The 26,010-nt window shown below is 41.6% G+C and carries 38 protein-coding genes and 1 other RNA gene; 14 read left to right on the top strand and 25 right to left on the bottom strand.

The window, feature by feature from the left end; translation table 11 throughout:
• Positions 1-13 precede the first annotated feature (13 nt).
• Together WCY03_RS01280 and WCY03_RS01275 are read left to right on the top strand one after the other, a co-directional pair.
• Entirely contained in the window at positions 14-313 is a 300-nt protein-coding gene (locus WCY03_RS01280) for a chorismate mutase (RefSeq protein ID WP_345993196.1), read from the top strand.
• The gene (locus tag WCY03_RS01275; protein WP_345993195.1) at positions 313-1,194 is read left to right on the top strand and encodes a rhodanese-like domain-containing protein; all 882 of its coding nucleotides are present in this window, start codon (positions 313-315) and stop codon (positions 1,192-1,194) included. Before WCY03_RS01280 ends, WCY03_RS01275 begins: the two co-directional genes overlap by 1 nt.
• A gap of 42 nt (positions 1,195-1,236) precedes the next feature.
• On the opposite strand, the gene infA is transcribed toward WCY03_RS01275, so the two are convergent.
• The 23 genes from infA to rpsJ are packed head-to-tail and all read right to left on the bottom strand — an operon-like array spanning position 1,237 to position 11,858.
• A complete protein-coding gene (infA, locus tag WCY03_RS01270) occupies positions 1,237-1,455 on the bottom strand; it encodes a translation initiation factor IF-1 (protein WP_345980154.1) in 219 nt (72 codons plus the stop codon).
• Between the two features lie 19 nt (positions 1,456-1,474).
• Positions 1,475-2,233: a type I methionyl aminopeptidase gene (gene map, locus WCY03_RS01265; RefSeq protein ID WP_345993194.1), complete on the bottom strand. Its 759-nt coding sequence runs from the start codon at positions 2,231-2,233 to the stop codon at positions 1,475-1,477.
• 2 nt (positions 2,234-2,235) lie between these two features.
• The gene (gene secY, locus WCY03_RS01260) at positions 2,236-3,498 is read right to left on the bottom strand and encodes a preprotein translocase subunit SecY (protein WP_345993193.1); all 1,263 of its coding nucleotides are present in this window, start codon (positions 3,496-3,498) and stop codon (positions 2,236-2,238) included.
• Positions 3,499-3,500: 2 nt separating this feature from the next.
• Complete coding sequence (rplO, locus tag WCY03_RS01255; protein WP_345993192.1) at positions 3,501-3,899, bottom strand: 50S ribosomal protein L15; 399 nt, start codon at positions 3,897-3,899, stop codon at positions 3,501-3,503.
• Between the two features lie 3 nt (positions 3,900-3,902).
• The gene (gene rpsE, locus WCY03_RS01250; protein ID WP_345993191.1) at positions 3,903-4,343 is read right to left on the bottom strand and encodes a 30S ribosomal protein S5; all 441 of its coding nucleotides are present in this window, start codon (positions 4,341-4,343) and stop codon (positions 3,903-3,905) included.
• A gap of 8 nt (positions 4,344-4,351) precedes the next feature.
• On the bottom strand, positions 4,352-4,708 hold the full coding sequence (gene rplR, locus WCY03_RS01245) for a 50S ribosomal protein L18 (protein ID WP_345993190.1): 357 nt from the start codon (positions 4,706-4,708) through the stop codon (positions 4,352-4,354).
• A gap of 13 nt (positions 4,709-4,721) precedes the next feature.
• Positions 4,722-5,258: a 50S ribosomal protein L6 gene (gene rplF, locus WCY03_RS01240; protein ID WP_345993189.1), complete on the bottom strand. Its 537-nt coding sequence runs from the start codon at positions 5,256-5,258 to the stop codon at positions 4,722-4,724.
• A 10-nt stretch (positions 5,259-5,268) separates the two neighbouring features.
• Complete coding sequence (gene rpsH / locus WCY03_RS01235) at positions 5,269-5,664, bottom strand: 30S ribosomal protein S8 (protein ID WP_345993188.1); 396 nt, start codon at positions 5,662-5,664, stop codon at positions 5,269-5,271.
• A 43-nt stretch (positions 5,665-5,707) separates the two neighbouring features.
• On the bottom strand, positions 5,708-5,893 hold the full coding sequence (locus tag WCY03_RS01230) for a type Z 30S ribosomal protein S14 (protein WP_345993187.1): 186 nt from the start codon (positions 5,891-5,893) through the stop codon (positions 5,708-5,710).
• Entirely contained in the window at positions 5,893-6,438 is a 546-nt protein-coding gene (gene rplE / locus WCY03_RS01225) for a 50S ribosomal protein L5 (protein WP_345993186.1), read from the bottom strand. Before rplE ends, WCY03_RS01230 begins: the two co-directional genes overlap by 1 nt.
• Before the next feature lie 3 nt (positions 6,439-6,441).
• Positions 6,442-6,672 (bottom strand): 50S ribosomal protein L24, encoded by a 231-nt coding sequence (rplX, locus tag WCY03_RS01220; RefSeq protein WP_345993185.1) that lies wholly within the window; start codon positions 6,670-6,672, stop codon positions 6,442-6,444.
• Complete coding sequence (rplN, locus tag WCY03_RS01215) at positions 6,672-7,040, bottom strand: 50S ribosomal protein L14 (protein WP_345993184.1); 369 nt, start codon at positions 7,038-7,040, stop codon at positions 6,672-6,674. Before rplN ends, rplX begins: the two co-directional genes overlap by 1 nt.
• Complete coding sequence (gene rpsQ, locus WCY03_RS01210) at positions 7,037-7,288, bottom strand: 30S ribosomal protein S17 (RefSeq protein ID WP_345993183.1); 252 nt, start codon at positions 7,286-7,288, stop codon at positions 7,037-7,039. The genes rplN and rpsQ overlap by 4 nt, the downstream gene beginning before the upstream one ends.
• Positions 7,289-7,297: 9 nt before the next feature.
• Entirely contained in the window at positions 7,298-7,483 is a 186-nt protein-coding gene (gene rpmC / locus WCY03_RS01205; protein ID WP_345993182.1) for a 50S ribosomal protein L29, read from the bottom strand.
• Positions 7,470-7,895 carry a 50S ribosomal protein L16 gene (gene rplP / locus WCY03_RS01200; RefSeq protein ID WP_345993181.1) on the bottom strand — a complete coding sequence of 142 codons (426 nt, stop codon included), beginning with the start codon at positions 7,893-7,895 and terminating at the stop codon, positions 7,470-7,472. Before rplP ends, rpmC begins: the two co-directional genes overlap by 14 nt.
• A gap of 2 nt (positions 7,896-7,897) precedes the next feature.
• On the bottom strand, positions 7,898-8,620 hold the full coding sequence (gene rpsC, locus WCY03_RS01195) for a 30S ribosomal protein S3 (protein ID WP_345993180.1): 723 nt from the start codon (positions 8,618-8,620) through the stop codon (positions 7,898-7,900).
• 2 nt (positions 8,621-8,622) lie between these two features.
• Positions 8,623-8,940, bottom strand: coding sequence for a 50S ribosomal protein L22 (gene rplV / locus WCY03_RS01190; RefSeq protein WP_345980138.1), 318 nt, complete (start codon positions 8,938-8,940; stop codon positions 8,623-8,625).
• Positions 8,941-8,942: 2 nt separating this feature from the next.
• Positions 8,943-9,221, bottom strand: a complete 279-nt coding sequence (gene rpsS / locus WCY03_RS01185) for a 30S ribosomal protein S19 (protein ID WP_345993179.1) — start codon at positions 9,219-9,221, stop codon at positions 8,943-8,945.
• Between the two features lie 4 nt (positions 9,222-9,225).
• Positions 9,226-10,065 (bottom strand): 50S ribosomal protein L2, encoded by an 840-nt coding sequence (rplB, locus tag WCY03_RS01180; protein WP_345993178.1) that lies wholly within the window; start codon positions 10,063-10,065, stop codon positions 9,226-9,228.
• Between the two features lies 1 nt (position 10,066).
• Positions 10,067-10,348 (bottom strand): 50S ribosomal protein L23, encoded by a 282-nt coding sequence (locus tag WCY03_RS01175; protein ID WP_345993177.1) that lies wholly within the window; start codon positions 10,346-10,348, stop codon positions 10,067-10,069.
• Positions 10,348-10,965 (bottom strand): 50S ribosomal protein L4, encoded by a 618-nt coding sequence (gene rplD, locus WCY03_RS01170; protein WP_345994051.1) that lies wholly within the window; start codon positions 10,963-10,965, stop codon positions 10,348-10,350. Before rplD ends, WCY03_RS01175 begins: the two co-directional genes overlap by 1 nt.
• Positions 10,962-11,537, bottom strand: a complete 576-nt coding sequence (gene rplC / locus WCY03_RS01165) for a 50S ribosomal protein L3 (RefSeq protein WP_345993176.1) — start codon at positions 11,535-11,537, stop codon at positions 10,962-10,964. The genes rplD and rplC overlap by 4 nt, the downstream gene beginning before the upstream one ends.
• Before the next feature lie 9 nt (positions 11,538-11,546).
• Positions 11,547-11,858, bottom strand: a complete 312-nt coding sequence (gene rpsJ, locus WCY03_RS01160; protein WP_345993175.1) for a 30S ribosomal protein S10 — start codon at positions 11,856-11,858, stop codon at positions 11,547-11,549.
• Between the two features lie 176 nt (positions 11,859-12,034).
• On the opposite strand from rpsJ, the gene WCY03_RS01155 reads away from it, so the two are divergent.
• From WCY03_RS01155 to WCY03_RS01130, 6 genes are all read left to right on the top strand, one after another.
• Positions 12,035-13,099, top strand: a complete 1,065-nt coding sequence (locus WCY03_RS01155) for an ATP-binding protein (RefSeq protein WP_345993174.1) — start codon at positions 12,035-12,037, stop codon at positions 13,097-13,099.
• A gap of 78 nt (positions 13,100-13,177) precedes the next feature.
• Positions 13,178-14,491 (top strand): methyl-accepting chemotaxis protein, encoded by a 1,314-nt coding sequence (locus tag WCY03_RS01150; protein ID WP_345993173.1) that lies wholly within the window; start codon positions 13,178-13,180, stop codon positions 14,489-14,491.
• A 10-nt stretch (positions 14,492-14,501) separates the two neighbouring features.
• The gene (locus WCY03_RS01145) at positions 14,502-14,876 is read left to right on the top strand and encodes a response regulator (RefSeq protein ID WP_345993172.1); all 375 of its coding nucleotides are present in this window, start codon (positions 14,502-14,504) and stop codon (positions 14,874-14,876) included.
• A 3-nt stretch (positions 14,877-14,879) separates the two neighbouring features.
• A complete protein-coding gene (locus WCY03_RS01140; RefSeq protein ID WP_345993171.1) occupies positions 14,880-16,469 on the top strand; it encodes a response regulator in 1,590 nt (529 codons plus the stop codon).
• Positions 16,469-17,014, top strand: coding sequence for a ribonuclease HII (locus tag WCY03_RS01135; protein ID WP_345993170.1), 546 nt, complete (start codon positions 16,469-16,471; stop codon positions 17,012-17,014). The genes WCY03_RS01140 and WCY03_RS01135 overlap by 1 nt, the downstream gene beginning before the upstream one ends.
• Positions 17,015-17,037: 23 nt before the next feature.
• Entirely contained in the window at positions 17,038-17,265 is a 228-nt protein-coding gene (locus tag WCY03_RS01130) for a hypothetical protein (RefSeq protein ID WP_345993169.1), read from the top strand.
• Here WCY03_RS01130 and WCY03_RS01125 read toward each other — a convergent pair.
• Positions 17,262-20,255, bottom strand: coding sequence for a diguanylate cyclase (locus WCY03_RS01125; protein WP_345993168.1), 2,994 nt, complete (start codon positions 20,253-20,255; stop codon positions 17,262-17,264). The genes WCY03_RS01130 and WCY03_RS01125 overlap by 4 nt on opposite strands.
• A 175-nt stretch (positions 20,256-20,430) precedes the next feature.
• An RNA gene (ffs, locus tag WCY03_RS01120) (signal recognition particle sRNA small type) lies at positions 20,431-20,528 on the bottom strand.
• Positions 20,529-20,708: 180 nt separating this feature from the next.
• Between ffs and WCY03_RS01115 the strand changes: the two genes are divergently transcribed.
• The 6 genes from WCY03_RS01115 (at position 20,709) to pseC (ending at position 26,009) form a co-directional block, all read left to right on the top strand.
• A complete protein-coding gene (locus WCY03_RS01115; RefSeq protein ID WP_345993167.1) occupies positions 20,709-21,404 on the top strand; it encodes an SDR family NAD(P)-dependent oxidoreductase in 696 nt (231 codons plus the stop codon).
• Positions 21,405-21,513: 109 nt separating this feature from the next.
• A complete protein-coding gene (fliD, locus tag WCY03_RS01110; protein ID WP_345993166.1) occupies positions 21,514-23,229 on the top strand; it encodes a flagellar filament capping protein FliD in 1,716 nt (571 codons plus the stop codon).
• 12 nt (positions 23,230-23,241) lie between these two features.
• A complete protein-coding gene (gene fliS / locus WCY03_RS01105) occupies positions 23,242-23,616 on the top strand; it encodes a flagellar export chaperone FliS (protein ID WP_345993165.1) in 375 nt (124 codons plus the stop codon).
• Positions 23,603-23,857, top strand: a complete 255-nt coding sequence (locus WCY03_RS01100) for a hypothetical protein (RefSeq protein WP_345993164.1) — start codon at positions 23,603-23,605, stop codon at positions 23,855-23,857. The genes fliS and WCY03_RS01100 overlap by 14 nt, the downstream gene beginning before the upstream one ends.
• 20 nt (positions 23,858-23,877) lie before the next feature.
• Positions 23,878-24,885 (top strand): UDP-N-acetylglucosamine 4,6-dehydratase (inverting), encoded by a 1,008-nt coding sequence (gene pseB, locus WCY03_RS01095; protein ID WP_345993163.1) that lies wholly within the window; start codon positions 23,878-23,880, stop codon positions 24,883-24,885.
• Positions 24,882-26,009: a UDP-4-amino-4,6-dideoxy-N-acetyl-beta-L-altrosamine transaminase gene (gene pseC / locus WCY03_RS01090; protein WP_345993162.1), complete on the top strand. Its 1,128-nt coding sequence runs from the start codon at positions 24,882-24,884 to the stop codon at positions 26,007-26,009. The genes pseB and pseC overlap by 4 nt, the downstream gene beginning before the upstream one ends.
• The last annotated feature ends 1 nt before the right edge of the window (position 26,010 follow it).

Genomic DNA, 26,010 nt, shown 5'->3' with positions numbered 1-26,010 from the left:
TCAAGGATTAAAAATGAGTATTAAACAATGTACCTCGCTGCAGGAAGTAAGAGAAGAGATAGATAAACTGGATGACGAGATAGTCGAACTTATCGCCAAAAGAAACCGCTATGTACATCAGGCTGCTTCGTTTAAAGAGAGCGTCGAAGAGGTCAAAGCCCCCGAACGTGTCGACGCAGTCCTGCAAAAAGTCCGTCACAAAGCTCTTTCATTGAACCTTTCTCCAAATCTTATCTCCGAGCTTTATAAGATCATGATCAATGAAATGGTGGAATCGGAAATAGCCGAATTCAGAAACGGCGGAAACTTTTAATGAAATTTATAACGGCAATACTCCTCTTTTCTTTAACTCTTTTTGCATCCGGCGGATTCATCTCCGTCGATGAACTTCAAAAAAAAATAGATGATAAGAACCTGATCATTATAGACGTCACCGACCACGCAACATATAAAAAAGGGCATATCAAAAATGCCGTTTTGGCGGATGTGACAAAATTTATAAACCAGACAGGCTCATACCGGGTCATGAAACCCTCGGCAGAAATACAAAAACTGGCTCGCGGGCTAGGAATAAATAACGATTCACAAATCGTTATTTACGGTCATGGAAATAAAAAAGAACTGCTCAAAGAGAGCTATCTCGCACTTTGTCTTATCGTAAACGGTGCAAAAGACATATCTATCCTCGACGGCGGATATCTTTCATGGACTTTTGAAAGCAATCTTCTTTCCTCCACTCAAAACGTAACGAACAAAGAGGGCAACTTCACTGCCGTTTACAATCCAAACATCGTAGTCGGTCTTGATTATGTAAAAAACAATATTTCCAAGATTCCTATGCTTGACGCCCGTTCAACCGAATTTTATTACGGTACGGCGATACCTGAAGGTGTAAAACGTGCAGGACACATAAAAAACGCAATGTCTAGTTTTTGGAAAGATAAGTTCTTAAAAGACGAAACCCTGCGTTCGGATGAAGAGTTAAAAGAGATGTTTCTGACAGGTTATGATCTACATGCTGAGGATGAAGTCGTCTCCTACTGTACGAGCGGACTTGAAGCTTCGATGAACTGGTATATATTATACAACCATCTGGGGCTTAAAAATGCGAAGATATACGATGCTTCTATGAGAGAATGGGGGAATCGGGACGATACGCCTATGGTACGTTTTAAATGGGAGGTCTTAAAATAAAGATCCCCGCATGCAAGAAGCTGCATGCAGGAAATTTGTGTGTTACTTGTATCTGTAAGTGATACGGCCTTTGTCAAGAGAGTATGGAGTTAGTTCCAGTTTTACACGGTCACCCGGTAATATCTTTATATAGTGCATACGCATCTTTCCTGCGATATGACACAATATAATATGACCATTATCCAGCTCTACACGAAATGTTGCATTTGGTAAAGCCTCAACAATCTTGCCATCAACCTCGATAACATCTGATTTTGCCATCTTTAAATCCTTGTTTCTCTTATGGTAGAGATAAAATTTCAGCCTTGCCACCAACTATAGCGACAGTGTGCTCATAATGTGAACCGCGCAAACCGTCGGTACTAACTACATCCCAGCCGTTATCAAGGATAACTGGCTTTGATTCTTTTTGACATATCATCGGCTCTATACAAAAAACCATTCCGTTTTTGATCTTCGGACCTGCTTTGGGATTGCCTCCCTCAAGATAGTTCGGGATCTCCGGCTCTTCATGAGGTTTTTTACCGATACCGTGGCCGCAAAAGTTTCTAAGAGGAACGAATCCTCTTGAGATTATAAAGTTTTCCAGCAAAAGAGACAACTCTTTAAAGCGTATCCCCTCTTTTATATTTTCAATAGCGTAGTACAAGCTGTCTTTCGCACATGCGATCAACGCTTCGTCTTCAACACTTATCTTGCCGACACCGACTGAAACTGCCGCATCGCCGAAGTATCCTTCTCGTTCAGTTCCGATATCATAACCGATGACATCTCCTTCTTGCAGCTTGTATTCGCTCGGTATCCCGTGGATAATAACCTCGTTTAAAGACGTACATACGGCATTTGGAAAACCGTACAAACCTTTAAACGAAGGTTTAGCGTCATGACTTCTGATGTAATCTTCAGCCATTGCATCCAGCTCTTTTAAGGAAATTCCGGGTTTTGTATTTTCTACAAGAAGTTTTAAAGCGCCGCCAACGATTTTGTTGGCGGCTCGAAGTTTATCTATCTCTTGAGGTTTTCTAAGAGCAATAGCCATTTTTATAAGCCAACCGCACTTAATGTTTCATATTTGCTCATATATATTTGCGCTTCGATTTTTCTCATCGTATCAAGTGCAACCTGAACGACGATCAAGACCGCGGTTCCTCCGAAATAAAACGGAACGCCCATCCCTTTTATGATCATAAACGGCAATGTTGCGATAAGACCCAGGTAAAGCGCACCCGTAAAAGTAAGGTTGCTGGCAGTTACGTTCAAAAAGTTTTTAGTAGCTTCTCCGGTACGGATACCAGGGATAAAACCGCCTTGACGTTTTAGATTGTCGGAGATATCTTTTGCATTGAACGTGATCGATGAATAGAAAAATGCAAAGAACACGACGAACAGGAATGTCAAGAATTCAAAGAAATAACTGCCCGGATGCAAGAAATCCGCTACTGCCTGAACCGTAGGGTTCTGACTGCTTGAAAGCACCGTCATAGGGAACATCAGTATCGCACTGGCAAAGATTACCGGAATGACGCCCGAAAGGTTCACTTTGATCGGAATATAGTTCATAACGCGTTTGTTTTGATTTTGCATCATAGTCTTTTTAGCGTATGTAACCGGTACACGGCGCTCACCGAGTTCGACATAGATGATGACACCGATAGTTCCAAGGATCAAAGCAACGACAGCGATCAGAGTGATAAAACTCATCTCACCCGTATTGATCATCGTAAACGTATGCCCGATCGCATTTGGAATAGCCGATACGATACCCGCAAAGATGACTAAAGAGATACCGTTTCCGATACCGTTTTGAGTTATCTGCTCTCCTATCCACATAAGAAGCATGGTCCCTGCAAGCATCGAGACTGCAGATAATAAAATAAATGTATTATGGTCTATTAAGATAGCACTGTTTCCGCTTGGTCCCGTCATACTTTGTAATCCTATACTTACTCCGATAGCCTGAATGATCGTAATAACAATAGTCGCATAACGAATAATCTGCATATATTTAACCATACCGTCGCGCTCTTTTTTCATTTGCGCAAGATTTGGAAAAGTAGCCGCTAAAAGCTCCATGATAATTGAAGCGGTGATATAAGGCATGATTCCAAGAGAGATGATCGACATACGTTTGACAGCGTTACCGCTGAACATATTCATTAGACCTAAAGCATCATTATGATGATTATTGAAGAAAGAGGCGATGACAGACGCATCTACACCGGGTACCGGCACATATGCCAGTAAGCGGTAGATGAATAAAAAACCAACCGTAATAAGGATCTTATTTACGAGATTTTTATTCATAATTATTTACCTGTAGTTAAAACGTTTTCGTCTTTGATTTTAGATGCTAAGTCTTTAGCAGTCGAACCGACAAGTTTAACTTTTGTTACAGATTTTCCAAGTTTATGCACTGAACGGATAGTCTCCATCGTGATCTCCGCAAGCTCGGCTACAGCCGGTATGCGTTCTACGTTGATCACGTACGGTTTATCGTTAAGAACTGTAAACCCGATTTTTGGTAAACGGCGTGCTAAAGGCTGTTGTCCACCCTCGAAGTTACGTTTTCTGCTGTAACCCGTACGAGCTTTTTGACCTTTGTTACCTTTACCGGCAGTTTTACCAGTACCACTTCCCTGTCCGCGGCCTATTCTTTTTCTGTTAGCAACAGAGCCGGGAGCAGGAGTCAAGTTTTCTAATGCCATTTCTTATCCTTTTATTCTTGATAGAGCTTCGATTGTAGCACGTACCAAAGTATTTGGATTGTTTGAACCGATAGATTTAGTCAAGATATCTTGGATACCCGCTAACTCAAGAACTGGACGAGCAGCTCCACCGGCGATAACACCCGTACCTTCTGAAGCTGGCTTCAAAAGAACACGGCTTGCGTTATATTTATGCTCTATATCGTGAGCTATTGTACTGCCTTTAATCTTAACAGTAGTTAAGTTCTTAAACGCATTATCAACTGCTTTACGAATAGCATCCGGGACCTCTTTAGCTTTACCTACACCGTAACCGACAGTACCGTTTTTGTTACCGACAACGATCAGTGCGGTAAAACGAAAGCGTCTACCACCTTTTACAACTTTGGTCACACGACCAATATTTACGATTGATTCTTCAAAATCTTCTCTATTGATTTCCATCATGACCCCTAGAACTTAATTTCGTTTGCACGAAGTGCTTCACCAAACGCAGCTACAACACCGTGATATTGGTAACCGTTACGATCGAAAACAATTGTAGTGATACCGGCTTTTTTAAGTGTCTCAGCGAATGCAGCACCTAATGCGGCAGCACCGTCTTTGTTTGCACGAAGACCATTTGCTTTTGAGTGAATAGCCGCCAGTGTCGTCGAATTCGTATCGTCAATAGCCTGTGCACTCAAATATCTGTTTGAACGGAACACAGAAACACGAGGAAGTGTAGTGTTGCCAGATATCTTTGAACGAATACGGCGCTTACGTTGAATACGTTTTGCCAATTTCTGTTTCATAACTTTAGCATTCATCTATCACCCTCCCTTATTTCTTAGAAGTTTTACCGGCTTTACGCACGATAACTTCACCAACATATTTAACACCTTTACCTTTATAAGGCTCCGGTGGACGGAACGCACGGATCTCCGCACATATCTGACCGAGTTGTTGTTTGTCTATACCTTTTACGGTAATGATGTTTTTGTCAACAACGATCTCGATTCCTTCAGGAATCACATAATCGATATCGTGAGAAAAGCCAAGCTGCATGTTAAGAACATTTCCTTTAACGGCAGCACGGTAACCGACACCATTGATCTCTAAAGATTTAGTATATCCAGTCGTTAGACCAGTTACAATGTTTGCCGCCAATGAACGGTAAGTTCCCCAAAACGCACGGTCTTCACGTGAATCAGAGTTTTTGCTAAAAGTTAAAGTGTTTCCTTCAACAGCGATACCGACGTTTCCTTTAGTATCTAGATCAACACTGTTTTTGCCTTTTGTAAAAGTGATAACAGGTCCATCAACTTTAACATTGATATCTGAAGAAAATTCTACAGGATTTTTTCCAATACGACTCATCTTCTACCTCCTACCATACTGTACAAAGAACTTCGCCGCCAACGTTAAGCTCATGTGCTTTATCGTTAGTGATTACGCCCTTTGATGTACTTACTATGATCGTTCCGTAACCGTTTTTAAAACGTTTGATCTCAGATGCCGGTTTATAAACACGACGACCCGGTTTAGATATACGTTTAAGTTCGTTGATTACAGTCTTACCGTTTTCATCATACTTCAAAACAACATTGATAGTTTTTTTAACGCCGTCTTCGACAACGTTACAACTTTCAATATAACCTTTTTCTACTAAAATATTTGCTATTGCCTCAACAGATTTGTTGTGAACAAGTGTTGTTACATCAAGTCTGCGCATAGCTGCATTACGAATACGAGTCAACGCATCTGCAATTAAATCATTAATCATCTATTTTCCTTGTTGCTATTAACGATTAGAAGTATCGAGCCTCTTACCAGCTTGACTTTCTAACGCCTGGGATCATCCCTTCATTTGCCATTTTTCTAAAGCAAACGCGACAAATACCGAAATCACGAAGTACAGAGTGCGGACGACCGCAGATCTGACAACGTGTATAACCACGAACTTTGAATTTTGGAGTTCTTTTCGCTTTCGCGATCATTGACTTCTTAGCCATTATTCTCTTCCTTTTGCAAAAGGCATACCTAGTTTTGTAAGTAATGCGAATGCTTGCTTGTCATCAGAACCGGTAGTTACAATTGTGATGTTCATACCATGGATCTGCATTATAGAATCATAACTGACCTCAGGAAAGATCAATTGCTCTTGCAGACCGAAGTTATAGTTACCGCGACCGTCAAAACCGTTACGAGCAACACCGCGGAAATCTTTCACACGCGGAAGCGCTATAGAGATCAGACGATCAAGGAAGTTATACATGTTTTCCCCGCGTAATGTAACTTTAACACCTACAGGCATACCTTCACGCACTTTAAAACCTGCAACAGATTTTTTTGCGATAACAGTAGTAGCACGTTGTCCGGCAATTGCCGTAATCGTGTCCTCTATGTTTTGGATAAGTTTATTATCTTTCATCGCAAAACCGGCACCGACACTTATCATGATCTTTTCAACCGCAGGAACGTTCATAACGTTCTCGATTCCAAGCTCTTTTTGTAGTTCCGGTTTTAGAGAAAGATATTTTTCTTTTAAACGTGCCATGAATTATGCCTCCACTTTACGTACATTTGACGCATCGATAGGCATCTCTTTATTTAAAAAGCCGCCTTTTGGATTGTCTTCGGTTGGTTTGACAGCTTTTTTTGCTACTTTACAACCTTTTACGACCACTTTGTTTTTCTTTGGCATAACCGCTAGAACTTCCGCTTTGGTGCCTTTATCGTCACCGGCGATGATCTCTACGGTATCACCTTTTTTGAAATTAAATTTTGCCATTACACAACCTCCGGCGCAAGAGATACGATCTTCATAAAACCTGAATAACGAACTTCACGGCTGATCGGCCCGAATATACGTGTTCCGATAGGCTCACGTTTTGCATCCAGGATAACTGCTGCGTTATCATCAAAACGGATCAAAGAACCGTTTTCACGATGTACCTCTTTTTTAGTTCTAACAACTACAGCTTTGACAACCGCACCTTTTTTAACTTTTGCAGTCGGTATAGCTTTCTTTACTGAAGCAACGATAACGTCACCGACAGTAGCATAGCGTTTTTTAGATCCGCCAAGTACCTTGATACACATTATCTCTTTTGCACCTGTATTATCCGCAACGTTAAGACGAGTAAAACTTTGAATCATAACTGCGCTCCTGATACAATGCTTTTCAATCTATAAGATTTAGTTTTAGATAATGGACGACATTCAGTCGCAACGATCTCATCACCAACTTTAAGTTCATTACGCTCATCATGTACCAGGTACTTTTTGAAACGTTTAACAACTTTGTGATATTTCGGGTGCATTACACGGCGTTCTACTACGATAGATACAGTCTTGTCACCAGAAATCTTAATTACATTACCTTGAATTTCACGTTTATGTGTCATTACCAACCCTTACTTCATTGCGCTAAGCGCAGTGTTGATACGTGCAATATCTTTTTTAGCTACGCGAAGTTCGCTGCTGTTATTTAATTGCATCATTTTTTGTTTTATTTTCAAAGTAAACAGCTCAGTTTTTTTCTCTTTAAGCATTACTTGAAGCTCAGCTGCACTCTTTCCTGCTAAATCAGAATATTTCATTGTTCATCTCCGCAGTTATGATTTTAGTTTTGAATGGTAGTTTGTGCATTGCAAGAGTCAGCGCTTCACGTGCCAAATCATGGTTTACACCGCCCATTTCAAAGATTATACGACCCGGTTTAATATTCATTACCCATTGATCAACTCCACCTTTACCTTTACCCATACGAGTTTCTAGAGGCTTAGCAGTCAACGGTTTTGCAGGGAATACTCTGATCCAGATCTTTCCGTTACGTTTAATATGACGAGTAGCCGAGATACGAGCTGCTTCTATTTGGCGAGAATTGATACGGCCGGCTTCGACAGCTTTAAATCCGATACTTCCAAATGCAAGTGTATAACCGCTACGAGCGTAACCGCGGTTACGACCCTTCATTACTTTACGATATTTAGTTCTCTTAGGCATCAACATGATTATTCAGCCTTTCCGCTATTTTCGCGTTTTGGAGCACGTTTCGCAGGACGACGCGACTCTTTTTTCTCTTCTTTTGCTTCAGCAGGGATACCTTTTGTTAGTACCTCACCTTTGAAGATCCATACTTTAATACCGATGATTCCGTATGTAGTATGTGCTTCAGCAAAACCGTAATCGATCTTAGCACGTAGAGTATGAAGCGGAACACGTCCCTCCAAATACCACTCTGTACGAGCCATTTCAGCACCGCCAAGACGACCTGCAACAGATATTTTAATACCTTTTGCACCTGAACGTTGAGCACCTTGCATAACTTTCTTCATAGCACGACGGAATGCAACACGACGCTCTAACTGAGTAGCAACGTTCTCTGCAACAAGTTGAGCTGAAGCCTGCGCTTTTTTCTCTTCTTTGATGTTTACAGAAACCGGTTTGCCGATCAAGTTCTCAAGGTTTGATTTTAGTTTCTCGATATCTGAACCTTTTTTCCCGATGATGATACCAGGACGAGCAGCGATGATAGTTACACGAAGACGTTTAACCGTACGCTCGATGATGATGTTGGAAACACCGGCATAGTAAAGCTCTTTTTTCAAATATGTACGAATTTTGTGATCTTCACCTATATTAGCGGCAGCACTTTTGAAATTAGGGAACCAGCGGCTCTCCCAATTACGGTTGATACCAAGGCGAAGGCCGATAGGATTAACTTTTTGTCCCATAATTATTTACCCTCTACTTCTACTAAGATATGTGCTGTCGGTTTACGAATACCAGATGCCATACCACGAGCACGCGGACGGAAACGTTTTAGTACCGGACCGTTGTCAACACGGCAAGATGTGATAACACAATCTTCTGCTTCATTGCCGCTGTTAGCCACTGCAGATGCAACGACTTTAGCAATAATTTTTGCCGCTTTGTTCGGAGTGAATTCTAAAGCCGCAAGAGCCTGCTCAGCATTCATACCTTGAATTTCACGAGCTATAAGACGTGATTTGATAGGTGACACACGGATAAATTTCAATAATGCTCTAGCCATGATTAACCTACCTTCTTTTGTACAGAACCTTTATGGCCCTTGAATGTACGAGTTGGAGCGAATTCTCCAAGTTTATAACCGATATGGTTCTCCGTTACATATACAGGTATAAACTGACGTCCGTTATGAACGTTGAAAGTTATACCTACCATATCTGGAAGAATCATACTACGACGTGACCAAGTTTTAATAGGTTTGTTGTCTTTTGCAGCTTTTGCAGTAACAACTTTTTTCATTAAATGGTCATCAACAAATGGACCTTTTTTTACACTTCTTGCCATTTAACTACCTCTTCGGATTAGATTTACGGCGAGTAATAATTAGTTTATCACTAGCTTTTTTACGACGAGTTTTAGCACCCTTCGTTGGTTTACCCCACGGAGTAACCGGATGACGGCCTGAATTCGTTTTACCTTCACCACCACCGTGCGGGTGATCGATAGGGTTCATCGCAGAACCACGAGTTTGAGGACGAATACCCATATGACGAGAACGACCCGCTTTTGCAATAACGATGTTTGCGTACTCTTCATTACCAACAGTACCGATAGTAGCAATACATTCACCTAAAACCAAACGCATCTCAGAAGACGGCATACGAAGTGAAACATATTTACCGTCACGACCCATGATCTGAGCACTTGTACCGGCTGAACGAACCATTTGACCGCCTTTGCCAGGCTTTAGCTCGATGTTGTGTACTACAGTACCCACAGGAATGTTCATTAGTTTCATAGCATTACCGACTTTAACGTCAAGACCTGATTCTGCAGATGAAATAACATCACCTACGTTTAGACCTTTTGGTTGAAGGATATAACGCTTTTCACCGTCAGCATAGTTGATAAGTGCGATACGACAGTTACGGTACGGATCATACTCGATAGCTGCTACCGTTCCAGGGATATCGAACTTGTTACGTTTGAAATCGATGATACGATACAGTTTTTTCGCACCGGCTTGCTTATGACGAGAAGTGATACGACCATTGTTGTTACGACCGGCATGTGCAGGAAGTTTTACAAGTAATGAACGGACACTTGCTTTAGCAGTGATATCACTGCTGTCAATATTTGTATAAAAACGACGACTTGGTGTTATCGGTCTATAAGTTTTAATTGCCATCTTATACCGCCAAACTTTCTATTTGTGCACCCTCTGGCAACGTTACATAAAACTTCTTGAAGTTGTTTTGTTTACCAGCGATACCACGGAAACGTTTTACTTTTCCCGTTTGGTTAAGAGAGTTGATGCGGGTCGGAACGATCCCAAAATACTCTCTAAACACCTCTTTAAGACCTGTTTTGGTCATACGAGGAGATGTTTGTACCACGATGACACCATCTTCTTGAAGACCAAGAGTCTTTTCTGTATATAAAATTGATTTGATATCTGTAATATCTGCCATTATTCAGCCTCTCTTACAAGATTTTCCCAAACCGCTTTTTCTATCACTACCGAGCGATAAGTTGCAGCTAAGAATGCATTCAATTCGTTTTCTTCAATCAGATAAGCAGATTGAATATTACGGAATGCTAAGAATGTTTGTTCATCTAAGATAGATTTTACAAACAATGCATCACGTTGACCAAGAGCGTTAAATATCGCTTGTGCGTCTTTTGTCTTCCCAGAAGCAACTTCTATGCTGTCAACGATAAACAGTTTACCTTGATTAGCAAGCGCATCTAAAGCAAACTTTAGAGCAAGTTTTTTCTGTTTTTTGTTAACTTTAAGATCGTAGTTACGGTTGTTTTTCGAACCGAACGCTTGACCCCCGCCAACAAATAGAGGTGAACGACGTGAACCGGCACGTGCGCCGCCTTTACCTTTTTGAGCCCATGGTTTTTTACCACCGCCGCTTACTTCCGAACGTGTCTTAGTAGAAGCAGTATTAGCGCGTAATGCTGCTTGGTAAGACTTTACGTAAAGATATAAGTTGTGTGAATTGATCCCACTAAAACTCTCCGGTAATGCTAACTCAGATGCTTTTTCAAATTTTTCATTAAGTACTATAGCGCTCATTATTTAGCAACCTTTACACGACCTAATGCACCGTTAGCGCCCGGAACGGATCCAGTTACTACAAGTACACCATTTTCAGCGTCGTAAGAGATAATTTCATTTTTAACAGTAACTTTGACATTACCGTATTGACCCGGCATTTTTCTTCCCGGTTGTACACGACCCGGCCATTCAGCATTACCGATCGAACCGACTAGTCTGTGGAAACGTGAACCGTGACCGCCAGGACCACCTGCAAAGTTCCAACGTTTCATAGCACCGCTGAATCCGCGACCTTTCGTCGTAAAAGAAGATTTAAGAACTTTTGCTTCCGCTAACGGACTTAAGTCTAAATCACCGGCTTCTGTGTTTGAAACACTCATTGTGACAAAACGATTAAACTCAGAAGATAAAGAGTATTTCTTTTGTTGACCTTCTATAGATTTATTCATTTTTTTACCATCGTTGTACGCAACAATAGCGATCCCATCATTAACTTCACATACTTTAGCTTCTTTTACTTTTAATAAAGTAACAGGTTTACTAGGTACAGTGATAGTACGGCTCATACCGATTTTTTCAACAATAAATTCCATGACCTCTCCTTACTTATCCATAGAGCGAACTTCTACGTCCACTTCCGGTGCAAGATCAAGCTTCATTAAAGAATCAACGGTTTCCGGCGTAGCGGATACGATATCTATTAAACGAGCGTGCATACGGATCTCGAATTGCTCACGAGAATCTTTGTTAACGTGAACAGATTTTAATACCGTATATTTACGAATCTTTGTTGGCAAAGGGATCGGACCGCGGATTGCGGCACCAGTACGCTTTACAGCCTCAACGATTGATGCTACCGAACGATCGAGAACACGATGATCATAAGCTTTCAATTTCAAACGAATTTTTTCCATGTTTTTCCTTCTAAAGAACTCGTCAGGTCAAGCCTAACTATATTAAGGGAGCGGAATTATACCCAACTACTCTTCGATATTCAAGGATTTAGGGGGTAAATTTCATTTTTTTATAAAATTTATTTCCTTTTAATAAGGAAATGATAAAATTGCGATAACAAAAAAATCGGATAATTATGGAAATATTACTAGAAGAGCTGTATAAAATAGACTTGACTGCCAGCCACTATGTCCAAAGAAAGCTGCAGCTTGATTCTCAAAGCTATCAGATCAACGGTATCGCGCAAAGCGGAAAAACGGAGCTAGTCAAGGCATACCTGCTCACCCGCAAAAAAAGCAGCTATCTCTATATAGACGCAGATGACGTCAGAATAGAGGTCGACGAACTTAATGAAAAACTGCAAAACTTCTGTACGTCCAACAAGATAGATATCCTTGTCCTTGACAATTACCACCCCGAAATAAAGATCATAAACGTATCACAGCTTATCGTCTGTTCGCGCAGACACTATGAACTCGATTTTTTGATCTCGAAAACGCTTTATCCGCTTGATTATGAAGAGTTTTTGGCATTTGAAAGCCGATATGATTCGACTGCGGTATCGCACTATCTGCAGATAGGCGGATTTGCGGCGATGCACAGGATCTCGACAGACAACCGTGCCAAATACATACAAGAAAAATTCAGATATGCCCTCTCAGCGCTTGAATTCGATATTTTGCTAACGGCAGCAAGATTTGCGGGGCAGAAACTTTCTGCTTTTAACGTATATGAAAAATTGAAACTAAAAAGAAAGATATCAAAAGATATGCTTTACAGATCTTTTGAGACGATGACGACGGACGGATATATCCATCAGCTCTCAAAACTGGCCCATCCAAAAGCCACCAAAAAAATATATCTGTGCGATATCGTGTTCAAACATACCATCACTATACAAAAAAACTTTGCAAGGATTTTTGAGAACATGGTCTTTTTAGAGATGTTTAAAAACGAAACCGAATGTTTTTACGACGAAGGGGTGGATTTTTATATTCCCAAAAGAAGCGAGATCATACTCTGTATGCCCTTTGCGGATGAAAGAACGCTCTTTAAAAAACTGGAATCCATAGAGGCTTTTATCTTCTCCAATCAGGTTCAAAAAATCACATGTGTTACTATGAGTAAAGAGGGGACTATAAGCCACCCTATGAGCCAAGTAGAGATTATTCCCTTTGCCGAGTGGGCACTGAGTGATTAAAAAATAACTGTACATGTTACCAAATTACTATATAAATAGGCTACAATACTTAAAACTTTCACATTAGGACTTGGCTTTATGTTTTTTTCAAAAAAAGATGATAATGACAGAATCGAGGTATTGGAAAATAAAATCTCATCTCTTGAGAAAGAGCTGGAATTTTACAAAGAGGCTGCGAATTTCTCTCAAGAAGAGATGCTGATCGCCCTGGACGAAAGTGGAAATCCTGTCTTTCAAAATGAAAAAGCGTCCCAAAGTGTAAAAGAACCGCAGATGCTCGCACGCGAACTTTTACAAGGCGGAAATATCATCGAACTTAACGATTGCACCGGAAAGGTCGAATCCCGCAAGGTCAAAAACGGCAGCGCGACACTCTACATCATCAAAAAAACAGACATGAGAGATACTCGTGACAGCAATATCCTAAGTATGCATCAAAAGGCCATCACTATTGCCCTGACCGATACCCAGAAAACATTTTCACAGATGCTCGAAGAGCTGAAAGTCATGAAAAGCGAATCTACGCAGATCGCCGAAGAATCCAAAGAGGGTCTTGTCCTTATAGAGCAATCATCGGGTGCTATGGACATATTGAACCAAAACATGCAAGAAACCATGCACGGAATGCGTTCCTTAAATGAAAGAAGCGGCGAGATATCTACCGTTGTGACTCTTATCCAAGATATTGCCGACCAGACGAATCTGCTTGCCCTAAATGCCGCCATCGAAGCGGCTCGTGCCGGGGAACATGGACGCGGCTTCGCCGTTGTCGCCGATGAGGTTAGAAAACTTGCCGAAAAAACCCAAACGGCCACAAAAGAGATCTCCCTCGTAGTAAAAGCGATGCAGCAAGAAACCGTACAGGCAGAAACAAATACGAACGAGGTCAACGAGATAGTGGTAGATACCAAAGATAAGATAGAAGACCTCAACGTAAAGATCAAATCGTTTGAAAAGAATGCCTCCCGCAACCAGTATGAAGTGGAACATATAAGCGACAAGATCTTTACGTCTCTTGCAAAGATCGATCATGTCATCTATAAACACAACGTCTATGCCTTGATATTCGGCGAAGAGCATAACTTCAAAGCATCGTCACATAAAGAGTGCCGTTTAGGAAAATGGTATTCAGAAGGGATAGGAAAAGAAAACTTTTCGCAAATGCCTTCATATCCGAAACTGGAGAAACCGCATGCCCTCGTACACGAACAGGCAAATCTACTCGCAAACGAATGCGGCGGCGACAAAGTTCTCTGCTCTAAAGAGATCATCGAAGAGCGCATAACGGCCATAGAAAATGCAAGTCACGACGTCTTTAAATACCTTGACGAGCTCGTTGAACAAAGAGCGGACGTCGTAATGCATCAAGCCGCAAAAAAACTATTTAGCTAAGGGAGAAAAAATGAGTAAAAAAGAGAGCTCTATTGTAATCATAGATGATGAAAACGACATTTTATCGATGCTGGAAAAATACCTTACCCGTGAAGGCGGATACAAGGTCAGAACATTTAACAATCCGGTAACTGCGATTTCGTCCATTTCCAAGGACACGGATCTGGTACTTCTAGACATTATGATGCCGCAGATGAACGGCCTGGACGTACTTCCAAAACTTCTGGAAAAGAACCCTGACGTAAAAGTGTTGATGATGACTGCGTATTCGACACTCGACAAAGTCCTAAACGCCCACAGAAAAGGCGCGACCAACTACGTGATGAAGCCTTTCTCTTCACTCAACGAACTCGGTAATAAAATAGAAGATATGTTAAAAGATTAGCAGATGGGCATCAATACTCTGACGGCGTTACTCGTAGAAGACAACGATTCGATAAGAGAACAGACGCTAAAGATCTTAAAAAGAACACCCTTTAAAGAGATATATACCGCCAAAGACGGTGAAGAGGGTTTAAACCTGTACTATAAATATCAGCCCGATATCGTTCTTTCGGATCACTACATACCGAAAATGAACGGTCTGGATATGTCTGAAAAGATCAAAGAGGACAATCAGGATATCCCGATCATCCTCATAACTGCCGCAGAACAGGTAAATATACTTGAAAGAGCCATCAATATCGGAATAGACGGATACATATTCAAGCCCGTAAGAGTAAAAAAACTGTTGCATCTCATAGACAAGCTTTCCAAACGCGCGCTGCTTCATAAGCATCTCAAAAACCAGCATAAGCTCTTAGAGGAGTATAAAGGCGCCATAGATGCCAGTGCCTCCGTAACCAAAACAGACCCTACCGGCGTGATAACTTACGTAAACGATTCTTTTTGCTATATGTCTGGATATGAGAAAGAGGAGCTGATCGGAAAAAGACATAATATCGTCAAACATCCAGACACCAGCGTCGAAATATATAAGAATATGTGGGGGACCATAACGAACAAACAGGTATGGAAAGGACGCATAAAAAACCTCAAAAAAAATCATGAGGTCTACTACGAATACGCCGTGATCGTACCTATCCTCGACGAAGATGACGAGATCGTAGAATATATAGCGCTGACTCAGGACATTACGGATCTGTATCTGCATGAACAGTACCTAAAAGAACGGATAAACGAAGAGATCAATAAAAACACAAAACTTTTAAAAGAGCGCGAAGAGGAGCATATCCGTGAAGAAAAATTCTCGACCATCGGAAAGATGGCGGCGGGGATCACCCATGAAATAAACACTCCGCTGACATATATCAAAGGAAATCTCGAAATTATGTTTCAAGACATTGCCAGCCTGAGTGACGATATCAAACAAAAAGCTTATCTCCAAGACGATATTAAGACCATACTAAACGGAGTCAACAGAATAGCAAGCATCGTCGAATCGATGCGGGAGATGGCTTCAAAATCTACAGAACTGCCCAAACCGACCAATGTTTATTCCTGCCTGATGACCGCTTTGACCCTCTCTAGTAACAAAGCAAAACAGATCTCAAAGATCTATGTCCAAGACGAACTTTTTACACTTGATTTGAATAAAAACAGATACACGTTCAATGCCGTCTTGCAAAAACAGAGAATAGAACAGCTTTTTATCATCATCATAAACAATGCCCTTGACGCACTCAATGTCATCGAAGATTTCGATTCACGTGCTCTTATGATCACTTTGTATGAGCAGGATGAATATATCGTCGTAAAATTCAAAGATACGGGCGGCGGAATCAGTGAAGAGATACTGCCGAAAATATTCGACCCGTTTCAAAGCAATAAAGAGGAGGGAGGCATAGGAATAGGTCTCAATGTCGCAAAACGGATCATAGACGATCATGGAGGAAAAATAATCCCCTCAAACTGGGAAAACGGTGCTATCTTTGAGGTATATCTTCCAAAAATACGAAAAGAGATAGAGGAGTATTGATGTTATGCGGGATAGACGAAGCGGGACGGGGTCCCATTGCCGGAGATTTGGTGATGGCCGGCTGTGTCTTGCATACAGAGATACAGGGCTTGAACGATTCAAAAAAGCTCACGGCAAAAAAACGCGAGAAGCTGTATGAAGAGATTGTCCGAAATTCCCGATACCATATCGTAAAGTTCAGTGCGCAAAAGATTGACACTCTAGGCATCTCCCAATGCATTACAAGCGGGCTTAAGGAGATTTTAGAGAACCTGCCTGCCGATGAATACCTTTTTGACGGCAACAGCACCTTCGGTGTTAAAGGGTTGCAGACGATGGTAAAAGCTGATGGCAAAGTGCCCGAAGTAAGCGCTGCTTCCATCCTCGCAAAAGTGGTACATGACAAAGATATGCTCAAACTTGACGAGCTCTACCCTCAGTACAACTTTGCCTCTCATAAAGGGTACGGAACCGCCCTGCATGTACAGATGATAAAAAAACATGGCTACTGCGACGCTCACAGACGCAGCTACAAGATCAAAGCATTGCAGCCTTCACTATTTTAAAATACTAAGCTATAATCACGTCTATGAAATCAATAGAATATATAAAATCGGCACTTAAAGAACTTGACATGGAGGTCGAAGAGACTCTTTTAAACATGAAGCTCTCATTAAAAGAAAAAGACAATATAATGCTTCCTCTACTGCAGCAAAAAAAGGTACTTATGCAGACTTTGGAAGACCTGACATATCTAAAAGAACATCCTCCGGCTCCAAACCTGCCTTGCGGAATATCGAAATACAGAACGGATTAACCGCTCAATTCCACTCTGTTTCTTCCGCCTTCTTTTGCTTTATACATAGCGTTATCGGCTCTTTTGATAGAACTCTCTATGCTGTCATCGTCAGAATTTATCTCCGATATCCCTATACTGATCGTAAATTTTATGATCTCGTTCTTATCTGAGACGACTTCCAGGGTTTCCACGTTTTTTCTTATCTTCTGTGCCAGGTGCAAAGCGCCTTTTACCCCGATATTTGGCAGTAAGACCACAAATTCCTCTCCGCCGAAACGAGCAATGATATCACTATGCCTCGTATGTTCGATTAGGGCCGCAACCAGAGTCTTTATGACCTTGTCTCCCTCTGCATGCCCGTGCGTATCGTTTATGTTCTTAAAGAGATCGATATCGATCATCATGATACAGGCTTCTTTGCGCTCCCTATGAAACAGCGCCATATAGTTTTGAGCAAGTTCTGCGAAATATCTTCTGTTGTAAAGTCCCGTCAGATAATCTTTGTGTGCCTGTTCTTGAAGCTCTTTTTGAACCTCTATAAGCTGTGCTTCCTTCTCTTTTATATATGTCAGATCTATAAACGTAGTGATCCTCAAGACCCTTCCGTTTATCTCAAAAGTATGCCCTTTGACCAGACATGGCAGCGTAGACCCGTCTTTTTTCACTCCCATAATTTCATAAGGTTTCATATAGTTGCGCTGTATGTTCTCTTTTACGAGCTCTTTGTATTCGTCTGCTACGACCTCTTCGATCGTACGCCCTATAAGATCGATCTTTGAATCGTAGCCGCCTATCTCGATGGCGGACTTATTGGCATTGATGCATATAGAGTTGTGAAAGATCAAGATACCCTCCATCGTAGTATCGAGTATATGCTCGATCTCGCGGTTTTTATCAAGAAGTTCCTGTGTTCTTATTTCGACCATATGCTCAAGATTCTCGCTTATATGCTCGATCTCTTTTTTTAAAGTGATATCATGCATTATCGCATGAAATCCAAAAATATTTCTACCTATCGCTTCAGGGTTGAAGATCACTTCCGTCCAGTAAAGGTCACCGTTTTTTTTAATATTTTCAAGCTCTGTCCTATAAGAATCACCGTCGATCACCGCATCGATTATATTGTCGAAGATCTCTGTTTTATTTCTGTTATTTACAAGTTTTAAAAATTTTGAACGCAGCAGCTCGTCCTCCGTGTAACCGCTGATCGCAATAAACGCATGACTCGCATGCACTATATCGCCGTCCAGATTTACAATGACGGCTACGACGTTTTTATCGAAAGTGTTAAGCATTCGGTGAAATTCCCGCAGGTTTTTCTTCAGCTTTACGTTAAGCCTGACGGATACAAAAAAAAGTATTAAAATGATAAAAATAAACAGGGCAATGATATTGTAGACAAGCGCACCGTTATCGGCAGTTTTTTGTCTGTTTGCTCCGTTCCATCTGTTGTAGATATCGGATATATCTTTCTCATTGACCGAGGCAACGGCTCTGTTTAAGATAGAAAGAAGCACAAAGTCATCGTTTCTGACCCCTATACCAAGATGCAAGAGATCGGAAAACTGACTTGAGATATTGATCTTTCCTACATATTTGTCCTCTATCAGATAGTTAAGGCGCATTGTGGACTCTGCCATCGCGTAGAGTTCGTTTTTCAATAGTTTTTTAAACCCTTCTTGCAGATTCTCGACTTCCACGATATCTATATTCGGATATTTAAACATTATTTTCGATTTTATTCCGCTTCCCTTCAGCACTCCGACCTTTTTACCGTTTAATACCGATATGTCGTTCATAAAAAGTTTATCCGAAGTCGTGGCAAAAGATATCCGTGCATCCATAAGGGGTGCGGTAAAGTTCATATATTTTTTATTTTCATCTGTTTTGACGGCAAGAGGGAGGATGTCGCATTTTTTATCTCTTACGAATTTCAAAGATTCTTCGAAGTTTTTCGTTTTTATCTGCTTAAAAGTCAGACCCGTTTTTATTTTGAGCAGGTTCATGACCTCCGGCTCAATTCCTATGAGAGTACCGTTTTTTATCGTCTCAAGAGGCATCAAATCCGAATTTACACACATGGATACGACACGTTTTTTACCTATATAATCCGCCTCCAGCTTTGTGAAACTGTCGCTTCTTATCTTTTTAGGCACAAAAATATCATATTGCAGCGACATAGATCTTTTATCTAAAAATCCCAGACTGTCATATACTTTTAAAATATCGATAATGCGTTTTTGATCTATATCTCCAAACGCCACACCCTGTTTCAGTGCCAGTTTTTTAAGTACTCCGGCTTCGTAGCGGTACGCTTCTTTTGTCTTTAACTGCGTATTGTATTTTTTTAAGATCACATCTACCGTCTCGTCGATATGACTAAAAGCGTAGTTCCATCCTTTTATCGACGCGGCATAAAATCTGTTTACGATCTTGGGATGTTTTCTTGCATAGATGTTTGAAGTAAAAAGAATATCATCATAGAACTTGTATCCGTAATCAGCCGGATCGAAAATATTAAACTTATACCCTCTTTTTTTTAATCCGTAGGGTTCGTTTGACACATAAGCCATCATAGCGTCCGCTTTATGCGCAGTGAGCTCATCAAGACTGAAACGGTTCGGCACTTTCGTGTAACTGTTTTGCGTTAAGCCTTTTGAATACAACATCGAATCGATCGATACGTTGTCTATTTCACCGTCGTTAAAGATGATGCGCTTGTCTTTTAAAGAGGATATATCTTTAATATCGCCCTTCGTGATAAGAACAGAGGGTGAGGTCTGGTATGCAGCCAATAAGAACAGCAGGTTCAAATCGCGATTGGCATTGTAAAGGAAAACGGATGAGTCACCTACACCGAAATCGGCTTCATTGCTCATGACCTTTTTTACGACATCATCGCCGAACTCAAGCTCTTTTATGTCAACATCAAGACCGAGCTCTTTGTAAAATCCTTTTTCCTTTGCCATGTAATAACCGGCAAACTGAAACTGATTTCTCCATTTCAACTGCAGCGTCACCTTGACGGGATCGGCACTAAAAAGGGTCATAAAAAGAAAAGAGAGTATAAATAAGAGTTTCAGTTTAGCTCCTTGATCATAGAACTTGAGATTATAATATCACCAAAAACTATAAAAAAAGCTTACTGTAATTTTAGTTGCGGATTTTATTTAAACGAGGTACTCCCCTCCAGATACCTGCGGCACATAACAAATCAAAGCGTGCTGCTGTATTCCTACCCTGACACATTACTTCAAAATATCATTGCACAGGTCTAAAGGAGAGCGTTCAAAACATAGACTAAAGTATGCCCTGAGCGCTTTTGAGAGTGCAAGTATATCAAAAAAAAAACTATTTTAAAAGAGGAATACGATAAAATGCCGATATGTCGTATACAGTTGCGGCATTACGTGCCAAAGCGTACCGTACTATACGGAGATAAAAGTTAAGAGGAAGAATATATGGCTACTGCAGTGATCACCGGAGCAAGCAGCGGAATAGGAAAAGCCGTCTCATTGAGACTTTTGGAATTTGGATACGACGTCATCGGTATCAGCAGAAACATAGACAAGAACGCCATCGACCATCCGAACTTCAGCATGCTTTGCTGTGACCTTAGTGACGAGATAGAACTAAACGCCATAATTCCCCTGCTGCAGACGGATCCTTCTATATCCATTCTCTGTAACATCGCCGGTTTTGGAGTCTTTAAACCGTATGAAGAGATAGATACAAACACCATATCCAAGATGGTCGCACTCAATCTCAACGCTCCCATGATCTTAAGCAACGTCTTGCTTAAAGTCTTAAAATTCAATCAGGGGATCATATTTAACATAACCTCCATCGAAGCGTTGCGTTCATCCAAGTTCTCCGCAATCTACACGGCCACGAAAACCGGTCTTAGAGCATTCAGCCAGTCTCTTTTTGAAGAGGTAAGAAAAAGCGGAGTAAACGTCGTAAGCATAAACCCCGATATGACCGACACCTCGTTTTTCGACGAACTTCGTTTCAATCCTTCGGCCGAGTTTGACAAAAGGCTTGAGGCCGAAGATATAGCCGACGTGATCCAAAATATTCTGGAGATGAGAAACGGTGCCTGCATAACAGATATAACCATACGCCCGCAAAAGTTTGCAATAGTCAAAAAAAGCTAACTGGAATCATTTTTGCTTGTCATATGACTTAATTAAAGATTCTTTAGACTCTGTCGATTATACATTCAATGATAAATAAATCTAACAATTTTATAAAAAAGGATTTGTTATGGCTGGAGTTATTAGCTCATTAGGTCTGGGTTCCGGTGTTTTAACATCTGATGTCATCGATAAACTAAAAGCCAACGATCAAACACTGACCGTTACGCCCATAGATAACAAGATCACGCTCAATACGCAAAAACAGCAAGCTTTAAGTCTATTGCAGAGTTTGACGACATCGTTTAATTCGTCCGTTTCCTCTCTTCAAGACAGCTCTTTATATCAAAAAAGGACCGTTTCTGGCAGCAACGACGGTGTAAGCGTCACCGCGGATACCGGTGTGGCGATACAGGATTTTTCTATATCCGATACAAAGCTTGCTACAACAAACGTCATACAATCCGGCACGTTCTCTTCATCTTCCCTTTCTGTCGCAAGTGCTTCGGGGACCATGAACCTGAACATCAACGGAACCGATTACCAAATAGCATACGATTCGAGCACGACTTATGACGACCTAAAGACCAAGATCAACGATGTAGCGGGCAGCGACGTGACTGCAAGTATCCTGCAGACGGGAGACGGCGCTTATAGTCTTGTCATAAACTCGAAAACCACTGGAAAAGATCAGCAGATGACTTTGACCGATCTGGGAACAAGCGGCGGAGCAAGCGCATTAAACTCCAATTTGGTCAATGACTCCTTGACATCCGGAGCATTTACCTCCAAAACCTCTGCTATCGCAAGCGGTTCGGGAACGCTGACGCTTAACGCAGCCGGAGTGGATACGACCTTTAACTATAGTTCGTCCACTTCCCTTACGGATCTGGCAGATATGATAAACAGTGATGCAACAGCAAGTCAAAGCGTGTATGCGAGCGTCATTAAGGATCTTAACGGGGAATACCGTCTTTCCTTGAGCGCAAAAAGCGGAGGCGAAAATCAATCAATCTCCATTACAGATCAAGCCAGCGGAGGAACATTGGATACGAATCTGACAAGCAACAGCTGGGTAGACGGCGGCATGTCGGATATCCAGACGGCTTCGGATTCCTCTTTCAAATATAACGGGATTACGCTTACAAGATCATCAAACACGATTACGGACATAACCGTAGGACTTACCATAAACCTCTTAAGCGACAACTCCAGTGCGAATATCAGTATCACGCAAGACGCACAGCCCATAAAAGATGCCCTGCAATCTTTGGTTGACAGCTATAACACTATGAGCAAACAGCTCGATTCCATGACCTTAACGGACACCGAAGCGGGCAAAGTGGGTATATTTAACGGCGACAACTCCATCAACAGCATAGGCAGGGATATCAGAAGCATACTCTCTTCGGTAGACAGCAATACCGGGCTGGGGCTTGCGCAGTACGGCGTGACTCTTAATAGAGACGGAACGTTAAGTTTTGACAGCAGTACCTTTGACACCAAAATGGCAGAGGACCCCGATGCGATGGCCACCTATTTCAGCGGCAGTACCACGGTCGATTCCAACGGCAATACGACTACCACCGACGGCGTGTTCAATACACTTTATGACAACTTGAAGAACCTGACCGCTACGAACGGAACGCTCACGGCTCTTGGAGACGGTCTCACTACCGAAGGCAAATCCCTTGCCGATGACAGAACAAAAGCCCTTGATTTGTTAAACAGCAAATATGATACTATGACGGCGAGATTTATTGAATATGACTCGATCATCAGCAATATGAACAACCAGTTTTCAGCACTGCAGCAACAAATTTCTATGGCGATCAGCGGTAAATAAAGGATAATAATTATGTATCAGACAAATGCTTACAATACGTATGCACAAAACAACGTGGGGGTCGAATCTCCGCAAAAGCTTATAGAGATGCTGTATGAAGGTGTTTTGCGTTTTAACACCCAGGCAAAACGAGCCATAAGAGATAACGATATAGAAAAGCGCACATATTGGATAAACCGCTCAAATGCAATCTTCACCGAACTGATAAACACTTTGGATATAAGTCAGGGCGATATCTCCGCTTATCTTCACGGACTCTATACCTATCAGCTGACTCTCTTGGCAAAAGCCAACTTTGAGAACAAAGAAAGCTCCCTTGATGAAGTAAACCAAGTGGTCCGCGGACTTTTAGAGGCCTGGAGAGAAGAGACTAATGTGGCTGAATGAGTTCAAAGTCGCGATCGTCACCAAAGATACGAAAAAAATAAACTCTCTTATGGCAAGCATGCCGCAGTTTGAAGAACTCGCCGAAATGGAGGAGGCTTTTTATCTGTTTCAGCAGGCAGATAAACTCCTAAACGAGCTCAAAGACGAAACGGCGAAGACCATGAAAAAACTAAGAGACAATATCTCTTTCATAGAGTCTACATACACAAAAAACACTTCAAAACTTGATATAATGCAATAATTATTATTTTAGGTAAATTTATGTTTAATCAAAAGAACATCCTTATCACAGGCGGAACGGGAAGTTTCGGAAAACAGTTTGTGAAAACTATTTTAAAACTTTACAAACCGCACAAGATCATCATATATTCCCGCGATGAGCTAAAGCAATACGAAATGTCTCAAAAATATAATGATAGCTGTATGAGATATTTTATAGGTGACATAAGGGATCTGCCCCGCCTGCAGCGTGCTATGAGAGATGTCGATTTTGTGGTTCATGCGGCTGCATTAAAACATGTACCTATAGCCGAATATAATCCTATGGAATGTATCAAAACCAATGTCATAGGAGCACAAAACGTCATAGATGCCGCCATAGACAACGGCGTGAAAAAAGTGATAGCGTTATCGACGGACAAAGCTGCAAGCCCCGTCAATCTTTACGGCGCTTCAAAACTTGCATCGGACAAACTTTTTGTAGCCGCAAACAACATCACGGGAACGGCATTGACCCGTTTTAGCGTCGTACGTTACGGAAACGTCTTGGGAAGCCGCGGTTCGGTTCTGCCTCTTTTTCAAAAACTCATCGACGACGGAGCCGATTCTCTGCCTATTACGGACGAGAACATGACGCGGTTTTGGATCACGCTTCAAGAGGGTGTGGATTTTGTCCTTAAAAACTTTCAGAGAATGCACGGCGGCGAAACTTTTGTGCCGAAAATCCCCTCTATGAAACTGACCGAGATGGCAGAAGCATTGGCACCGAATCTTTGCCAAGACATCATAGGAATACGTCCGGGAGAGAAACTGCATGAGGTGATGTGCCCTCAAAACGACGCACATTTGACGCTTGAGTTTGACGATCATTATGTCATACGCCCGACCATACAGTTCACCCAAAAAGTCGATTTTAAGAAAAATGCCATAGGCGAAACAGGAAAATCCGTAGAGTGCGGTTTTGAATACAGTTCGGACAAAAATACGCACTGGCTGACGCATGACGAACTTTTAGAAAAAATAGAACTCACGAAAACAGAAGAGAAATGATCCCCTACTCCCGTCAAAGTATCAACCAAAACGATATAGACGAAGTCGTAAAAGTCCTTCAAAGCTCTCATCTCACTCAAGGCAAAGAGGTGAAACTTTTTGAAGATGCGATATGCGAATATATAGGATGCAGATACGCGGTCACTTTCAACTCTGCCACCTCCGCATTATTAGCTTCTTACAGCGCTGCTGGCATCGGTGAGGGCGACGAGGTCATAACCTCTCCCGTGAGTTTTGTCGCAACTTCAAATATGTTTGTAAATCTCGGAGCAAAACCTCTCTGGTGCGATATCAAGCTTGACGGCAATATCGACGAACGCTTTATAGAACGTCTCGTCACTTCAAAAACAAAAGCGATAGTTCCTGTGGATTTTGCGGGCAAGCCCGTCGAGATAAAAAAAATAAACGAGATAGCAAAAAAACATGATCTCTTAGTCATTCAGGACTCTTCGCACGCTTTTGGAAGCGCTATCGGTGAAAAAAAGGTCGGTACTTTTTCGGACATGACGATCTTTAGTTTTCACGCCATAAAACCGCTTACTACCGGAGAGGGAGGATGTGTCGTGACCGATAACGAAGAGTTTGCCGCACATCTTCGTCTTTTCCGCTCGCACGGCATCGTAAAAAAGCAGCTGTGGACATCGGATATGGTGATGCTCGGACACAATTTTCGCATGACGGAGTTTGCCGCAGCTCTTGGAAGAAGCCAATTAAGCCGTATAGACGAGTTTATCGGCAGGCGCAATGAGATCGCAGAATACTACGATGAAAGATTTCAAGGACACAAACTCTTTACAACCGTAAAACTGGACAAGAACACTCGTTCATCCAGGCATCTTTATCCCATCATACTCTCTCTTGCGCTGCAATGTCCCAAAGAAGATATCTTCACTCAGCTTCAAGAGCGCGGTTTAGGTGTACAGGTGCATTACAAACCTATATATCAAAACAGTTTTTACAAGAAGAGGTTCGGCGAAGTCAACTTGCAGGTAAGCGACGACTTCTACCGCTCCGAACTATCTATTCCATGCCATCAAGAGATGAGTATGGAAGATGCTGCATTTGTAGCCGATACTTTTTTGGAGATAGTCGAAAAATACGGCTACCGCGGGTGCAGTTTCTAAT

The sequence above is a fragment of the Sulfurimonas sp. HSL-1716 genome (genome assembly GCF_039645975.1).
In the GTDB taxonomy this organism is placed as follows: Bacteria; Campylobacterota; Campylobacteria; order Campylobacterales; family Sulfurimonadaceae; genus Hydrocurvibacter; species Hydrocurvibacter sulfurireducens.
The sequence above is the reverse complement of the archived record's forward strand: the minus strand, read 5'-3'. Positions and strand labels throughout refer to the sequence as shown.

Coding starts and splice junctions, on each gene's coding strand:
- WCY03_RS01280 (WP_345993196.1), top strand. CDS start 14: ATGAGTATTAAACAATGTACCTCGCTGCAGGAAGTAAGAGAAGAGATA.
- WCY03_RS01275 (WP_345993195.1), top strand. CDS start 313: ATGAAATTTATAACGGCAATACTCCTCTTTTCTTTAACTCTTTTTGCA.
- infA (WP_345980154.1), bottom strand. CDS start 1,455: ATGGCAAAATCAGATGTTATCGAGGTTGATGGCAAGATTGTTGAGGCT.
- map (WP_345993194.1), bottom strand. CDS start 2,233: ATGGCTATTGCTCTTAGAAAACCTCAAGAGATAGATAAACTTCGAGCC.
- secY (WP_345993193.1), bottom strand. CDS start 3,498: ATGAATAAAAATCTCGTAAATAAGATCCTTATTACGGTTGGTTTTTTA.
- rplO (WP_345993192.1), bottom strand. CDS start 3,899: ATGGCATTAGAAAACTTGACTCCTGCTCCCGGCTCTGTTGCTAACAGA.
- rpsE (WP_345993191.1), bottom strand. CDS start 4,343: ATGGAAATCAATAGAGAAGATTTTGAAGAATCAATCGTAAATATTGGT.
- rplR (WP_345993190.1), bottom strand. CDS start 4,708: ATGAATGCTAAAGTTATGAAACAGAAATTGGCAAAACGTATTCAACGT.
- rplF (WP_345993189.1), bottom strand. CDS start 5,258: ATGAGTCGTATTGGAAAAAATCCTGTAGAATTTTCTTCAGATATCAAT.
- rpsH (WP_345993188.1), bottom strand. CDS start 5,664: ATGATTAATGATTTAATTGCAGATGCGTTGACTCGTATTCGTAATGCA.
- WCY03_RS01230 (WP_345993187.1), bottom strand. CDS start 5,893: ATGGCTAAGAAGTCAATGATCGCGAAAGCGAAAAGAACTCCAAAATTC.
- rplE (WP_345993186.1), bottom strand. CDS start 6,438: ATGGCACGTTTAAAAGAAAAATATCTTTCTCTAAAACCGGAACTACAA.
- rplX (WP_345993185.1), bottom strand. CDS start 6,672: ATGGCAAAATTTAATTTCAAAAAAGGTGATACCGTAGAGATCATCGCC.
- rplN (WP_345993184.1), bottom strand. CDS start 7,040: ATGATTCAAAGTTTTACTCGTCTTAACGTTGCGGATAATACAGGTGCA.
- rpsQ (WP_345993183.1), bottom strand. CDS start 7,288: ATGACACATAAACGTGAAATTCAAGGTAATGTAATTAAGATTTCTGGT.
- rpmC (WP_345993182.1), bottom strand. CDS start 7,483: ATGAAATATTCTGATTTAGCAGGAAAGAGTGCAGCTGAGCTTCAAGTA.
- rplP (WP_345993181.1), bottom strand. CDS start 7,895: ATGTTGATGCCTAAGAGAACTAAATATCGTAAAGTAATGAAGGGTCGT.
- rpsC (WP_345993180.1), bottom strand. CDS start 8,620: ATGGGACAAAAAGTTAATCCTATCGGCCTTCGCCTTGGTATCAACCGT.
- rplV (WP_345980138.1), bottom strand. CDS start 8,940: ATGGCTAGAGCATTATTGAAATTTATCCGTGTGTCACCTATCAAATCA.
- rpsS (WP_345993179.1), bottom strand. CDS start 9,221: ATGGCAAGAAGTGTAAAAAAAGGTCCATTTGTTGATGACCATTTAATG.
- rplB (WP_345993178.1), bottom strand. CDS start 10,065: ATGGCAATTAAAACTTATAGACCGATAACACCAAGTCGTCGTTTTTAT.
- WCY03_RS01175 (WP_345993177.1), bottom strand. CDS start 10,348: ATGGCAGATATTACAGATATCAAATCAATTTTATATACAGAAAAGACT.
- rplC (WP_345993176.1), bottom strand. CDS start 11,537: ATGGAATTTATTGTTGAAAAAATCGGTATGAGCCGTACTATCACTGTA.
- rpsJ (WP_345993175.1), bottom strand. CDS start 11,858: ATGGAAAAAATTCGTTTGAAATTGAAAGCTTATGATCATCGTGTTCTC.
- WCY03_RS01155 (WP_345993174.1), top strand. CDS start 12,035: ATGGAAATATTACTAGAAGAGCTGTATAAAATAGACTTGACTGCCAGC.
- WCY03_RS01150 (WP_345993173.1), top strand. CDS start 13,178: ATGTTTTTTTCAAAAAAAGATGATAATGACAGAATCGAGGTATTGGAA.
- WCY03_RS01145 (WP_345993172.1), top strand. CDS start 14,502: ATGAGTAAAAAAGAGAGCTCTATTGTAATCATAGATGATGAAAACGAC.
- WCY03_RS01140 (WP_345993171.1), top strand. CDS start 14,880: ATGGGCATCAATACTCTGACGGCGTTACTCGTAGAAGACAACGATTCG.
- WCY03_RS01135 (WP_345993170.1), top strand. CDS start 16,469: ATGTTATGCGGGATAGACGAAGCGGGACGGGGTCCCATTGCCGGAGAT.
- WCY03_RS01130 (WP_345993169.1), top strand. CDS start 17,038: ATGAAATCAATAGAATATATAAAATCGGCACTTAAAGAACTTGACATG.
- WCY03_RS01115 (WP_345993167.1), top strand. CDS start 20,709: ATGGCTACTGCAGTGATCACCGGAGCAAGCAGCGGAATAGGAAAAGCC.
- fliD (WP_345993166.1), top strand. CDS start 21,514: ATGGCTGGAGTTATTAGCTCATTAGGTCTGGGTTCCGGTGTTTTAACA.
- fliS (WP_345993165.1), top strand. CDS start 23,242: ATGTATCAGACAAATGCTTACAATACGTATGCACAAAACAACGTGGGG.
- WCY03_RS01100 (WP_345993164.1), top strand. CDS start 23,603: ATGTGGCTGAATGAGTTCAAAGTCGCGATCGTCACCAAAGATACGAAA.
- pseB (WP_345993163.1), top strand. CDS start 23,878: ATGTTTAATCAAAAGAACATCCTTATCACAGGCGGAACGGGAAGTTTC.
- pseC (WP_345993162.1), top strand. CDS start 24,882: ATGATCCCCTACTCCCGTCAAAGTATCAACCAAAACGATATAGACGAA.